10 protein-coding genes are annotated in these 14137 nt (G+C 73.4%); 6 read left to right on the top strand and 4 right to left on the bottom strand.

Going from position 1 to position 14137, the window contains the following annotated elements; genetic code table 11:
* Positions 1-404: 404 nt before the first annotated feature.
* Positions 405-1067, top strand: a complete 663-nt coding sequence (locus LPA54_RS29845; RefSeq protein WP_031131797.1) for a response regulator transcription factor — start codon at positions 405-407, stop codon at positions 1065-1067.
* 47 nt (positions 1068-1114) lie between these two features.
* Complete coding sequence (locus LPA54_RS29840) at positions 1115-2413, top strand: ribonuclease D (protein ID WP_228983629.1); 1299 nt, start codon at positions 1115-1117, stop codon at positions 2411-2413.
* A 100-nt stretch (positions 2414-2513) separates the two neighbouring features.
* Here the strand turns inward: LPA54_RS29840 and LPA54_RS29835 are convergent, their stop codons facing one another.
* A complete protein-coding gene (locus tag LPA54_RS29835) occupies positions 2514-4727 on the bottom strand; it encodes a catalase (protein WP_228983627.1) in 2214 nt (737 codons plus the stop codon).
* A gap of 317 nt (positions 4728-5044) precedes the next feature.
* Between LPA54_RS29835 and LPA54_RS29830 the strand changes: the two genes are divergently transcribed.
* The 3 genes from LPA54_RS29830 (at position 5045) to LPA54_RS29820 (ending at position 8770) form a co-directional block, all read left to right on the top strand.
* A complete protein-coding gene (locus tag LPA54_RS29830) occupies positions 5045-6271 on the top strand; it encodes an acetyl-CoA C-acyltransferase (protein WP_228983625.1) in 1227 nt (408 codons plus the stop codon).
* A complete protein-coding gene (locus LPA54_RS29825) occupies positions 6268-8397 on the top strand; it encodes a 3-hydroxyacyl-CoA dehydrogenase NAD-binding domain-containing protein (protein WP_228983623.1) in 2130 nt (709 codons plus the stop codon). The genes LPA54_RS29830 and LPA54_RS29825 overlap by 4 nt, the downstream gene beginning before the upstream one ends.
* Positions 8398-8620: 223 nt before the next feature.
* Positions 8621-8770 (top strand): hypothetical protein, encoded by a 150-nt coding sequence (locus LPA54_RS29820; protein ID WP_228983616.1) that lies wholly within the window; start codon positions 8621-8623, stop codon positions 8768-8770.
* Between the two features lie 482 nt (positions 8771-9252).
* Here the strand turns inward: LPA54_RS29820 and recQ are convergent, their stop codons facing one another.
* A complete protein-coding gene (recQ, locus tag LPA54_RS29815) occupies positions 9253-11100 on the bottom strand; it encodes a DNA helicase RecQ (protein WP_228983603.1) in 1848 nt (615 codons plus the stop codon).
* Positions 11101-11169: 69 nt separating this feature from the next.
* Between recQ and LPA54_RS29810 the strand changes: the two genes are divergently transcribed.
* Positions 11170-11547, top strand: coding sequence for an NTP pyrophosphohydrolase (locus LPA54_RS29810; protein WP_228983601.1), 378 nt, complete (start codon positions 11170-11172; stop codon positions 11545-11547).
* A gap of 81 nt (positions 11548-11628) precedes the next feature.
* Here LPA54_RS29810 and LPA54_RS29805 read toward each other — a convergent pair whose 3' ends face one another.
* Both LPA54_RS29805 and LPA54_RS29800 read right to left on the bottom strand, forming a co-directional pair.
* Positions 11629-13185 (bottom strand): amino acid permease, encoded by a 1557-nt coding sequence (locus LPA54_RS29805; RefSeq protein WP_228983599.1) that lies wholly within the window; start codon positions 13183-13185, stop codon positions 11629-11631.
* A gap of 192 nt (positions 13186-13377) precedes the next feature.
* Positions 13378-14137 (bottom strand): transketolase C-terminal domain-containing protein (locus LPA54_RS29800; protein ID WP_306806554.1); only part of this gene is annotated, 760 nt, incomplete at its 5' end.

Below are 14137 nucleotides of genomic sequence, written 5' to 3'. Positions count from 1 at the left end.
GACCGCCGGCCGCGGCGTGGGACGGCCCGGGTTCGGGCCGGGCCGGGTCTGGTCGCGGGCGGCTTCGACTGCGGTCGGTCCCGAGCATGTGGTCGCCGCGCGGAGCTGGGGCCGCCACGTCACGTCACGTCAACCCGTCGATGACCCGACCACGCGGCGGCACCCCTCGGCGGGAAGGGGAATCGGGCGTCTGCTGGGGAGTGGGGGACGGCGGGGGTACGGGGGGCGGCTCATTCGTAGGATGATCGATCACCCGTCCGAATTGCCCCAATTGTTACTCACCAAATCGTGATCTTCCTCTAAAGGCGGACGCGATTGCTGCCGAAGAGGTCTGTGACCCTATCCACACGGCTCGCCCCGGCCACCCCCGGGCCGGCAGTGTCCGCACCTTCCCAGGAGGCCTGGTGTCCGTTCTCCTCGAGCAGCCCGCAAGCCTGGTCGCCTACCGCCCGAACAAGCCGACGGCCATGGTCGTCGTGGCCGACCCGCGCGTCCGCTCCACCGTGACCCGCCACCTGTGGGCCCTCGGAGTGCGTGACGTGATCGAGGCGTCGTCCATCGCGGAGGCCCGCCCCCGTATCGGAAACCCGCGCGACATCTGCGTCGCCGACGTCCACCTGCCCGACGGTTCCGGACTCACCCTCCTGTCCGAGACCCGTGCCGCCGGCTGGCCCAACGGCCTGGCCCTGTCCGCCGCCGACGACATCGGCGCCGTCCGCAACGCCCTCGCCGGCGGCGTCAAGGGATACGTCGTCACCGGCACCCGCACCAACATCGGCCACCCCACCCGCCCCGGCGCCGCCCCCATCGGCGCCGCGGCCGCCCGCCTCCACCGCCGCCCCCCGGGTGCCCCGAGCCACCCGGGCGGCTACCGCGAGCTCTCCGGCCGCGAGGTCGAGGTCCTGAGACTGGTGGCGGAGGGCCAGTCGAACAAGGCCATCGGCGTCTCCATGGGCCTGTCCGCGCTCACGGTGAAGAGCCACCTCGCCCGCATCGCCCGCAAGCTGGGCACCGGCGACCGGGCCGGCATGGTCGCGGTCGCGCTGCGCACCGGCATCATCCACTGAACCCGCCACCCCCTCCCCCGCCCGCCGTTCACGGATACCCTTGACAGGTGACCGACGCCCAAGACACCGCAGCAGACACACCACTGCGAACCCCCGGGGGCGGCCCTCCGGACGACGGCGTCGCAGCCGACGGAGGCCCCGGCCCGGACCCGATCCCCCTGCTGGAGCCCCGCGAGGGGGTCCCCCCGGTGGTCGCCGACGCCGAGGCACTGGCGCGGGTGATCGAAGCCTTCGCCGCCGGTACCGGACCGGTCGCCGTCGACGCCGAGCGGGCCTCCGGCTACCGCTACGGACAGCGCGCCTACCTGGTGCAGCTGCGCCGTGAGGGAGCCGGCACCGCGCTCGTCGACCCGGTGGGCTGCCCCGACCTGTCCGCCCTCGGCGACGCGCTCGCCGACACGGAGTGGATCCTCCACGCGGCCACCCAGGACCTGCCGTGCCTGCGGGACATAGGCATGGTCCCCACCGAGCTGTTCGACACGGAGCTGGCCGGCCGCCTCGCGGGCTTCCCCCGGGTCGGCCTCGGCGCGATGGTCGAGTCCGTCCTCGGGTACGTCCTGGAGAAGGGCCACTCGGCCGTGGACTGGTCGACCCGCCCCCTGCCCGAGCCCTGGCTGCGGTACGCCGCGCTCGACGTCGAACTCCTCGTCGACCTGCGCGACGCGCTGGAGAAGGAGCTCGACCGGCAGGGGAAGCTCGAATGGGCCCGCCAGGAGTTCGACGCCATCGCCTCCGCCCCTCCCCCGCCGCCCCGCAAGGACCCCTGGCGCCGCACCTCCGGCATGCACAAGGTGCGCCGCCGCCGGCAGATGGCGGTGGTCCGGGAGCTGTGGACCGCCCGTGACCGGATCGCGCAGCGCCGCGACGTGTCGCCCGGCAAGGTCCTCAGCGACGCCGCGATCGTCGAGGCCGCGCTCGCCCTCCCGGTGAACGTGCAGACGCTGACCGCCCTGCCGGGCTTCGGCTCGCGCACGGGGCGCCGGCAGCTGGAGCAGTGGCAGGCCGCCGTCGACCGGGCCAGGGCGCTGCCCGAGGCGCAGCTGCCCCAGCCCGGCCAGGCCGTCACCGGCCCGCCGCCGCCGCGCGCCTGGGCGGACAAGGACCCGGTGGCCGCGGCCCGCCTGTCCGCGGCACGCACGGCGATCTCGGCGCTGGCCGAGTCGCTCAACCTGCCGCAGGAGAACCTGATCACCCCGGACACGGTGCGCCGCGTCTGCTGGGAGCCCCCGCAGGACCCGACGCCGGAGACGGTGGCCGAGGTCCTCGACCAGTACGGCGCCCGCCCCTGGCAGGTGGAGCAGGTCACCCCCGTCCTGGTGAAGGCCCTGCGCGTCACGCAGGCCTGAGCCCGCGCCGCCGTCCTTCCGGGGCCGGGACGGCACGCACCCCGCCATCGGCCGCCCGGGGCCGGGACGGGGTGCGCCCCGTCCCGGCCCGGGTGGGCGGTCAGACCTCCGCGGGGAAGCGCTCCCAGACGCGGTGCCGGGCGAGCAGGCCCAGGACGTCGCCCAGCGCGCGCTCGCCGTCCTCCGCCACGAGCACGCCGGGCGCGTCCGCCGGCACCCCGGCCGCCCGCAGGACCGCGTCGCCGCCCGCCCAGGCGGCGAGGGGCTTCGCGTGCCGGAACGCCTCGGCGGCCATCAGCAGCACCCGCGGGTCACTGGCCGTCGCGCCCGCCGGGGCACCGCCGGCCTTGGCGTCGCGGGCGCCGTAGGCGTCGGCCCCCGGCCCCGGCACGCCCGCCAGGAGCAGCGCGTCGAACTCCGTGGAGCGGGCCGTGGCGAACGTCCGCTGGACGGTCACCGGCTCGTCGCCGTCCGCGTCGAGCACGCCGCCCGCCGGGGCGACGACCAGCGGGACGAGACCCGCCTCCAGCGCGGCCCGGCGTACCGCCCGCACCCCGTCCAGGTCGCCGTCGGGCCCCGTGACGATGCCGACGACGCGGCCCTCGACCGGCCAGGTCCGGCCCAGCTGAGACAGGGCGGGGCTCGGTTCGACGTCGGTCGGCGCCACGGTCGGCTCGGGCGCCGGGAGGCCGAGGCCCTGGGCGACCCGCCGGCACAGCTCGGCGTCGATGCCGGCGAGGACCCGCAGGCCGCGCTCCTTGATCGCCTGCTCGTGGCACTTGCCCAGCTCGAAGGTGTAGGCGCCGATGATGTGCTCGCGCTCGGCGGGGGTCATGCTGAGCCAGAAGCGGCGCGGCTGGCTGAAGTGGTCGGCGAACGACTCGGGCGCCTCACGGACCTTGCGGGCCGCCGGGACCTCGACGGGCGTCTCCACGTACGCGCCGGTGTCCGCCCCGGCCAGGAAGGGGCAGCCGCCGTCGAGCGAGTTCGGGCGGTACGGGGCGACGCCGCGGTGGACCGCCGTCTGGTGCATGCCGTCGCGGAGCATGTCGTTGACCGGGGCGTGCGGGCGGTTGATCGGGAGCTGGCCGAAGTTCGGCCCGCCGAGCCGGCTGATCTGCGTGTCGAGGTACGAGAAGAGCCGCCCGGCGAGCAGCGGGTCGTCGGTGATGTCGATGCCCGGGACGAGGTGGCCGGGGTGGAAGGCGACCTGCTCGGTCTCGGCGAAGTAGTTCGAGGGGTTGGCGTTGAGGGTGAGCAGGCCGATCGGCTGCACAGGCGCCAGTTCCTCGGGGACGATGTTGGTGGGGTCGAGCAGGTCGATGCCCTCGAACGTCTGGTCCGGGGTGTCGGGGAAGGTCTGGACGCCCAGCTCCCACTGCGGGTACGCGCCGGCCTCGATGGCGTCGGCCAGGTCGCGGCGGTGGAAGTCGGGGTCGACGCCGTTGATGATCTGGGCCTCCTCCCAGACCAGCGAGTGGACGCCCAGCTTCGGCTTCCAGTGGAACTTGGCCAGCGTGGTGCGGCCCTCCGCGTCGACCAGGCGGAAGGTGTGGACGCCGAAGCCCTCCATCATCCGGTAGGAGCGCGGGATCCCCCGGTCGGACATGTTCCACAGGGTGTGGTGCGTGGCCTCGGTGTGCAGGGTGACGAAGTCCCAGAAGGTGTCGTGGGCGCTCTGCGCCTGCGGGATCTCCCGGTCGGGGTGCGGCTTGCCGGCGTGGATGACGTCGGGGAACTTGATCGCGTCCTGGATGAAGAAGACCGGGATGTTGTTGCCGACCAGGTCGAAGGTGCCCTCGCTGGTGTAGAACTTCGTGGCGAAGCCGCGGGTGTCGCGGACGGTGTCCGCCGAACCGCGCGAACCGAGGACCGTGGAGAAGCGGACGAAGACGGGCGTCTCCACGCCCTTGCCGAGGAACGCGGCCCGGCAGACGCCGGAGGCCGTGCCGTACCCCTGGAAGACGCCGTGGGCGGCGGCGCCGCGGGCGTGGACCACCCGCTCCGGGATGCGCTCGTGGTCGAAGTGGGTGATCTTCTCGCGCAGGTGGTGGTCCTGGAGGAGCACGGGACCGCGCGCCCCCGCCTTCAGCGAGTGGTCGGTGTCGTACAGCCGCGCGCCCTGCGCCGTGGTCAGGTACGGGCCGCTCTGCGCCATCCGGGCCGGGTCCGCGCCGGTCGGCTGCCCGGTGGGGCTGACGGTCTGCGGACCGCTCTGGTCGGGCTTGGGCGGCAGGGGCTCACGCGGTTCGGTCGGTTCGTCCACCTTCGCGGGCTCGGGGGTGGGCGCGCCGGGGACGGGCGGGTGGTGCACGGGGCCTCCTGGGTGCGTCGGGATCGCATGAGCCTTGACCGCCGCGGCCCCGGGGGTAACGCTGGGTAGGCGTACGTCCGTCCATCGGCACACGCGGGGGCGCGGTGGTCGCCCGCCTGCCCCGGGACGGCGCTTTCGAACGGACCTTTCGCGCCACGCCGGGTCGCACCGGCCCCTACGCCACCCGGTGTGACCTTCGACGCTCCGGGCCGGGGGGCTGTGCAGCCTGGTTACCCGTAAGTAGCATGGGGGCAGCAAGCGCGCGCTTAGGCGCGTCGCCGCAGCAGTGCCACCCCGCACCCTGGAGGAGAGCCATCGTGCCTCGTACCGTCAGGGACGTCGTCTTCGTCGACGGCGTCCGCACCCCGTTCGGCAAGGCGGGCCCGAAGGGCATCTACCACGAGACCCGCGCCGACGATCTCGTCGTGAAGGCCATCCGGGAGCTGCTGCGCCGCAACCCCGGCCTGGACCCCGCGAAGGTCGACGAGGTCGCCGTGGCCGCCACCACGCAGATCGGCGACCAGGGCCTCACCATCGGCCGCATGGCCGGCATCCTCGCCGGTCTGCCGCAGTCGGTACCCGGCTACGCCATCGACCGCATGTGCGCCGGCGCCCTGACCGCGGTGACCACGGCCGCCGGCTCCATCGCCTTCGGCGCGTACGACGTCGCCATCGCGGGCGGTGTCGAGCACATGGGCCGCCACCCGATGGGCGAGGGCGCCGACCCGAACCCGCGCTTCGTGTCGGAGAAGCTGGTCGACGAGTCGGCCCTCTTCATGGGCATGACCGCGGAGAACCTGCACGACCGGTACCCGCACATCACCAAGCTGCGCGCCGACGAGTACGCCGTGCGCTCCCAGGAGAAGGCCGCCAAGGCGTACGCCAACGGCAAGATCCAGCAGGACCTGGTGCCGATCTCGGTGCGCCGCACCAACGCCGAGGCGGGCGAGACGGGCTGGGGCCTGGTCACCGCCGACGAGCCGATGCGCCCGGGCACCACGCTGGAGAGCCTGGCCAACCTGAAGACGCCGTTCCGCGTCCACGGCCGGGTCACCGCGGGCAACGCGGCGGGCCTGAACGACGGCGCCACCGCGTCCATCGTCGCCTCCGAGGAGTTCGCCCGCGAGAACGGCCTCCCCGTCAAGATGCGCCTCGTGTCGTACGCCTTCGCGGGCGTCGAGCCGGAGGTCATGGGCTACGGCCCGATCCCGGCGACCGAGAAGGCCCTCGCCAAGGCCGGCCTGTCCATCGGCGACATCGGCCTGTTCGAGATCAACGAGGCGTTCGCCGTCCAGGTCCTCGCCTTCCTCGACCACTACGGCATCGCCGACGACGACGCGCGCGTCAACCAGTACGGCGGCGCCATCGCCTACGGCCACCCCCTGGCCTCCTCCGGTGTGCGCCTCATGACCCAGCTGGCCCGGCAGTTCGAGGAGCAGCCGGAGGTCCGCTACGGCCTCACCACCATGTGCGTCGGCTTCGGCATGGGCGCCACGGTCATCTGGGAGAACCCGAACCACAAGGACGCCGGAGGCAGCAAGTGAGCACCACCGCTGAGCTTTTGAAGGGTGCGGCCGAGCTGTTCCCGGACGAGGTCGTCACCCGGGCGCACGTACGCCACTTCGACCTGCCCCTCGGCGCGGGCCGGTTCGCGCTGATCACGCTGGACAACGGCTTCGACCACACCAAGCCGACCACCTTCGGCCCGCAGTCGCTGGCGAACCTCGACGCCGCGCTCGACCAGGTCGAGAAGGAGGCCGCCGACGGCGAGATCGTCGGCGTCGGCCTCACCGGCAAGCCGTTCATCTTCGCGGTCGGCGCCGACCTCAAGGGCGTGGAGCTGCTGAAGCGCCACGAGGACGCGCTCGCCATCGGCAAGGGCGGCCACGAGGTCTTCAAGCGCCTGTCCGCGCTCGCCGTCCCCACCTTCGCGTACTACAACGGCGCGGCGATGGGCGGCGGTGTCGAGGCCGGTCTGCACTGCACCTACCGCACCGTCTCCGCCGCCCTGCCGGCGTTCTCGCTGCCCGAGGTCTTCCTCGGCCTGGTCCCCGGCTGGGGCGGCTGCGCCATCCTGCCGAACCTGATCGGCGCGGACCGCGCGGTCTCGGTGATCATCGAGAACTCGCTCAACCAGAACCGCCAGCTCAAGGGCAAGCAGGTCTACGAGCTCGGCATCGCCGACGCCCTTTTCGAGGGCGCGGACTTCCTGGAGCAGTCCCTGCTGTGGACCGCGTCCGTCCTCAAGGGCGAGATCGCGGTCGAGCGCCCGGACGTCGACCGCGGCGAGGGCTGGGACACCGCCGTGGCCCGCGGCCGGTCCATCGCGGACTCCAAGGTGCACGGCGCGGCCCCGGCCGCCTACCGGGCCCTCGACATCATCGCCGCGGCGAAGGACGGGGACCTCCAGAAGGGCTTCGACGCCGAGGACGCCGCCCTCGCCGACCTGATCATGGGTGGCGAGCTGCGCTCCGGCATCTACGCCTTCAACCTGGTGCAGAAGCGCGCCAAGCGCCCGGTCGGCGCCCCGGACAAGAGCCTGGCCCGCCCGGTCACCAAGGTCGGCGTGGTGGGCGCCGGTCTCATGGCCTCGCAGCTGGCGCTGCTCTTCCTGCGCCGCCTGGAGGTCCCGGTCGTCCTCACCGACATCGACCAGGAGCGCGTCGACAAGGGCGTGGGCTACGTCCACGCCGAGATCGACAAGCTGCTCGGCAAGGGCCGCATCCACCAGGACAAGGCCAACCGCCTCAAGGCGCTCGTCACCGGCGTCCTGGACAAGGCCGAGGGCTTCGCCGACGCGGACTTCATCATCGAGGCCGTCTTCGAGGAGATGTCGGTCAAGCAGAAGGTGTTCGCCGAGGTGGAGGCCGTCGCCCCCGCGCACGCGGTCCTCGCGACCAACACCTCGTCGCTGTCGGTGTCGGAGATGGCCTCGAAGCTCCGCCACCCGGAGCGTGTCGTGGGCTTCCACTTCTTCAACCCCGTCGCGATCCTGCCGCTGCTGGAGATCGTCCGCGGCGAGCAGACGGACGACGCCTCCCTCGCCACCGCGTTCGCCGTGGCGAAGAAGCTGAAGAAGACCGCGGTGCTGGTGAAGGACGCCCCGGCGTTCGTCGTCAACCGCATCCTCACCCGCTTCATGGGCGAGATCCAGAACGTCATCGACGAGGGCACCCCGGTCGCCACGGCCGAGAAGGCCGTCGAGCCGCTCGGCCTGCCGATGTCGCCGCTGGTCCTGCTGGAGCTGGTCGGCCCCGCGATCGGCCTGCACGTCTCGGAGACGCTCAACCGCTCCTTCCCGGACCGGTTCACCGTGTCCCCGAACCTGAAGGCGGTCGTCGAGGCCGGCAAGCGCGGCTTCTACGTCTACGACTCGGGCAAGCCGGAGCTGGACCCGGAGGTCGCCGCGCTGCTGAAGCAGGGCGACACCGTCCTCACCGAGGAGCAGGTCCGCGACCGGGTGCTCGACGCGGTCGCGCAGGAGATCGGGCTGATGCTGGAGGAGGGCGTCGTCGCCGAGGCGCAGGACATCGACCTCTGCCTGATCACCGGCGCCGGCTGGCCCTTCCACCTGGGCGGCATCACGCCGTACCTGGACCGCGAGGGCGTGTCGGAGCGCGTGAACGGCAAGCCGTTCCTGCCGCAGGGCGTCGCCAGCGTCCCCGCGTAACGCACACCGCACCACCGGACGGGCCGCACGGGAGACCTCCCGCGCGGCCCGTCCGCCGTCGCGGCCCGGGCGGGGTGACCGCCGGATCCCGTCCTGATCCGGCCTGCCGTGAAAGACAGGACCCAGTGACGCGGTTCGGAGATGCGTGAGCATGCGTCCCAGGTAACCGCGGCCTCGCAACGGCTCCTTCCAAGGAGCTGCGCAGGCATGCGACCATCCGAAGATGGCAGAACGCAATGAAGGCGCCTGCAACAAGTGCGGGACTCCGGTGAAGAGCCGCTACTACAACCTGTGCAAGCCCTGCGAGAAGGAAGTCGAACGCCAAGCGGAAGAAGAGTTCCGGAGGAACTGGCCGCCGCCTGGCCGATCCTGACCGTCGCCGCGTGGAGTTGTGCGAACCAGATCGATCCCGTGTCGACCTGCACGCCTGGCTCACACGCGAACCTCGGTTTCTCGTGAGGTCCCGTCAGTTCGTTGGCGGCACCCTTCCGGCCTTCGCCGGGCGGCCCCTCCCGAGTGGCGCCGCCCGGCGAGTCCAGGCGAGCAGGGCTGGTGACCGAGGTGAGCGGGGCGGCGAGACTCCATCCCCAACGGCCACCGCGAGGGCCCTTTCCGCCGCACCCCGGCGTCGGGGCGCGGGCGCGCCGCAGGCAGGGCCGCAGGCAGGGCCGCAGCGGGAAACCCACGGCCGGCCGACGACGGGACGGCGAGGCGGCCCTGTGGCCGGCCGGGCGAACGCGGCGGCCGGGGATCCGCCACCGGGCCGGCGGCCGCAGCGCTCGGGGCCCGAGCCGGGGCCCGTTGGGCGGTGGCCGCCGGTCACGCCGCGGACCTGACCGGGGCGGCCGGCGGGGTTCAGTCGGTCGCGGCCAGCGCTTCGATGATCTGCTCGCCGTACTTGGCGAGCTTGTTCTCGCCGACGCCGCTGACCGCGCCGAGTTCGGCGAGGGACGCGGGCGGCGCCGCGGCGATCTCCCGCAGCGTCGCGTCGTGGAAGACGACGTACGCCGGGACGCCCTGCTCCTTGGCGGTGGCCGCGCGCCAGGCGCGCAGGCGCTCGAAGACGAGCAGTGCCTCCTCCGGCAGGTCGACGGGCGCCGCCTTCCGCTTGCCCGCCGCACCGCCCCGGCCCGCGGCGCGCGCGGGCTTCTCCGGCTCGCTGCGCAGCAGGACCTTGCGGCGGCCGGCGAGCACCTCGGCGGACTCGTCGGTCAGGACGAGGGTGTTGTACTCGCCGTGCACCGCCAGCAGCCGCTGCGCGAGGAGCTGGCGGATGACGCCGCGCCACTGCGCCTCCGTCAGCTCCGTGCCGATGCCGAAGACGCTCAGCGCGTCGTGGTCGAAGCGGATGACCTTGTCGGTCTTCCGGCCGAGGAGGATGTCGACGATCTGGCCGACCCCGAAGCTCTGGTTGCGCTCGCGCTTGAGCCGGACGACCGTCGACAGGGCCTTCTGCGCCGCGACCGTGCCGTCCCAGGTACTGGGCGGCGTCAGGCACGTGTCGCAGTTGCCGCAGGGGCCGCTCTCCTGCCCGAAGTAGGCGAGCAGCTGGACCCGGCGGCACTCCACGGTCTCGCAGAGGGCGAGCATGGCGTCGAGGTGGGCGGCGAGACGGCGGCGGTGCTCCTCGTCGCCCTCGCTGGTGTCGATCATGCGGCGCTGCTGGACGACGTCGTTGAGCCCGTAGGCCAGCCAGGCCGTGGAGGGCAGGCCGTCGCGGCCGGCGCGGCCCGTCTCCTGGTAGTAGCCCTCGACGGACTTCGGCAGGTCGAGGTGGGCGACGAACCGGACGTCCGGCTTGTCGATGCCCATGCCGAAGGCGATCGTGGCGACGACGACCAGCCCGTCCTCCCGGAGGAACCGGGACTGGTTCTCGGCGCGGGTGCGGGCGTCGAGCCCCGCGTGGTACGGGACGGCGTCGATGCCGTGCTCGACGAGGTACGCGGCGGTCTTCTCCACCGAGGCGCGGGACAGGCAGTACACGATGCCGGCGTCGCCCTGGTGCTCGCCGCGCAGGAGGGCGAGGAGCTGCTTGCGCGGCTCGTTCTTCGGGGCGATCCGGTACTGGATGTTGGGCCGGTCGAAGCTCGCGACGAAGTGGCGGGCGTCCTGGAGCTTCAGCCGGGAGGCGATCTCCGCGTGCGTCGCGCGGGTCGCGGTCGCCGTCAGGGCGATGCGCGGCACGTCCGGCCAGCGCTCGTGGAGCTGCGACAGCTGGAGGTAGTCGGGGCGGAAGTCGTGGCCCCACTGGGCGACGCAGTGCGCCTCGTCGATGGCGAACAGGGCGATCTTGCCGCGCTCCAGCAGCCGCAGCGTCGACTCGACGCGCAGCCGCTCGGGCGCCAGGTAGAGCAGGTCCAGCTCACCGGCGGCGAACTCCGCCTCGACCAGCCGCCGCTCGTCGAGGTCCTGTGTCGAGTTGAGGAAACCGGCCCGGACGCCGACCGCGCGCAGGGCGTCGACCTGGTCCTGCATGAGCGCGATGAGCGGGGAGACGACGACGCCGACGCCGGGGCGGACCAGCGCGGGGATCTGGTAGCAGAGGGACTTGCCGCCGCCGGTCGGCATGAGGACGAGCGCGTCCCCACCGCCCACGACGTGGTCGATGATCTCCCGCTGCTCTCCGCGGAACGAGTCGTAGCCGAAGACCCGGCCGAGGACCCGCAGGGCCTCGTCCGCGTCGGATGCGTGCGGGGAAGTCATTCGGCAATACTACGAGCGCCGCGCGGGGCCCGGGGACCTCCGGCCGCCGCCTGTGGATAACGTGGGGCCATGACCTCCCCCCTCCTGATCGTCGACGCGGCGAACGTCGTCGGCTCCGTACCGGACGGCTGGTGGCGCGACCGCCGGGCCGCCGCCGAACGGCTGCGCGACCACCTCGCCGGGTACGCGGCCGGGGGCGTGCCCGGCCTGCTGACGGGGCCGGTCGACATCGTGCTGGTCGTGGAGGGGCGGGCGCGCGGCGTCGAGCCGGTCGAGGGCGTACGGGTCGTGGCGGCCCCGGCGGACGGCGACGCCGCCATCGCGGAGCTGGCCCGCGCTGCGGCGGGCCGCCCGTGCGTCGTCGTCACCGCCGACCGGGAGCTCCGCCACCGCGTCACCGCGTACGGCGCCCGCTGCGCCGGCCCGCGCACGGTCCGGCCGCTGTAGCCGCGGCCGGACCCGCCGGCCCGGTGCCCCGGCCCGCGCCGTGCCGTCGGCGCCGGTCCTCGGCCCAGGCACCGGTACCGGTCAGCCGCGGCCGGGCCCGCCGGTGCCGGTTCCGGTGCGGGCGCGGCCGGGCCCGGGGCCGCCGGTCATGCGGCTGTGCGAGCGGCCGTACAGGAAGTAGACGGCGACACCCAGCGCCATCCAGACGGCGAAGCGGACCCAGGTCTCGGCGGGCAGGTTCAGCATCAGCCACAGGGAGGCGGCGACCGAGGCCGCCGGGAGCCACGGCACGAGCGGCGTGCGGAAGGCGCGCGGCAGGTCGGGCCGGGTGCGGCGGAGGATCACCACGCCCAGGGCGACGACGACGAACGCGAAGAGCGTGCCGATGTTCACCAGCGTCGCCAGTTCCTCGATGCTGGTCAGCCCGGCGATGACGGCGATGACCACGCCGAGCAGCACCGTCGCGCGGTAGGGCGTCTGGTACACGGGGTGGGTCCGGGAGAAGAAGCGCGGGAGCAGGCCGTCGCGGCTCATCGCGAAGAACACCCGGGTCTGCCCGAGCAGCAGGATCATGCACACGGTGATGAGGCCCACGGCGGCGCCGAAGCTGATGAACCCGGCGTACCAGGGGTGCCCGGTGGCCTTGAAGGCGTCCGCGAGGGGCGCGTCCACCGAGAGCCGGCTGTAGTGCTGCATGCCGGTGACCACGATCGACACGGCGACGTACAGGGCGGTGCAGATGAGGAGGGAGCCGAGGATGCCGCGCGGCATGTCCCGCTGGGGCAGGCGGGTCTCCTCGGCGGCCGTGGCGACCACGTCGAAGCCGATGAAGGCGAAGAAGACGATCGACGCGGCGGTGAAGATGCCCATCACGCCGAAGTTCGTCGGCTCGTAACCGAAGAGGACCTGCAGGAGCGGCGCGTCGAGGCCGCTGCCCCCGGTCTGCGGCTCGGCATCGGGGATGAACGGCCGGTAGTTCGCCGCCTTGACGAAGAAGGCGCCGGCCACGATGACGACGAGGACGACGGTGACCTTGATGACGACCACGAGCGCGGTGAGCCGTGCGGAGAGCTTCATGCCGAGCACGAGGACGCCGGTCAGCGCGAGCACCAGCAGGAAGGCGAGCAGGTCGAAGCCGAAGCCGTGGACCTCGTCCGTCCCGGAGAGGGCCTGCGGCAGGTGCCAGCCGACGTTGTCGAGGAGCGAGCGGACGTACCCGGACCAGCCGACGGCGACGACGGCGGTGCCCAGCGCGAACTCCAGGACCAGGTCCCAGCCGATGATCCAGGCGGGCAGCTCGCCGAGCGACGCGTAGGCGAAGGTGTAGGCGGAGCCCGCGACCGGCACCGTCGAGGCGAACTCGGCGTAGCAGAGGGCCGCCAGCGCGCAGACCACGCCGGCCACGACGAAGGCCAGGGCCGTCGCGGGGCCGGCGGTCTCCTTGGCGACCTTGCCCGTCAGGACGAAGATGCCCGTGCCGATGATCACGCCGACGCCGAAGACCGTGAGGTCCAGTGCGGAGAGGGATCTGCGCAGCCCGTGCTCGGGCTCCTCGGTGTCCTGGATGGACTGCTCGACCGTCTTGGTGCGGAGCAGGCCGCTGTTCCGGCGCGGGGCCGGGTCCGTCTGTGTCGTCACGCGGTCATGATCCGGAGGCGGGGCGGGCGGGGCGCGGCCGTGCGGGCGCCTTTCACGCGAATGGGCCGGTGGGACCACCCGAACAGGGTGCTCCCACCGGCCCACACGGCCCAACACGGCCCACGGCGGCGTCCCGCGGCCCGGCGCGGGCCCGGCCGGACGGGCGCGGGCCGGCCGGGCGGCGGCGCGGGGTCAGTCGCGGACGGGCTCCGCGGCGGCCTCCTCGGCGGTCTCGACGGCCTCGGGGCCCTCCGCCGGGGCCTCGTAGCGGCCGTCCAGCTTGGAGACGAGGCCCGTCACCTGGCGGGCGACGTCCGGGGCGGTCAGGCCGATCTCGGCGAGGACCTCCTTGCGGGTGGCGTGGTCGAGGAACCGCGGCGGGATGCCGAAGTCGCGCAGCGGCACGTCGACGCCCGCGTCGCGCAGCGCCTGGGCGACGGCGCTGCCGACACCGCCCACACGGCCGTTGTCCTCGACGGTGACGACGACGCGGTGCCGGTCGGCGAGCGGCGCCAGGGCCTCGTCGACGGGCTTGACCCAGCGCGGGTCGACGACCGTCGTGGAGATGCCCTGCTTGTCGAGGAGGTCGGCGATCTCCAGGCACATCGGGGCGAGCGCGCCGACGGAGACCAGCAGGACGTCCGGGCGGTCGGTGCCCGGCTCGCGCAGCACGTCCATGCCGCCGACGCGGCCGACGGCCTCGACGGCGGGGCCGACGGCGCCCTTGGAGTACCGGACGACGGTGGGGGCGTCGGTGACGGCGACGGCCTCGCGCAGCTGGGCGCGGACCTGGTCGGCGTCGCGGGGGGCGGCGATGCGGAGGTTGGGGACGACCTGGAGGATGGACATGTCCCACATGCCGTTGTGGGAGGCGCCGTCGGTGCCGGTGACGCCGGCGCGGTCCAGGACGAACGTCACGCCGCAGTCGTGCAGGGCGACGTCCATGAGGACC

The organism is Streptomyces sp. DH12 (assembly GCF_020873895.1).
GTDB lineage: Bacteria > Actinomycetota > Actinomycetes > Streptomycetales > Streptomycetaceae > Streptomyces.
This window is presented reverse-complemented; position numbering and strand designations above follow the sequence as displayed.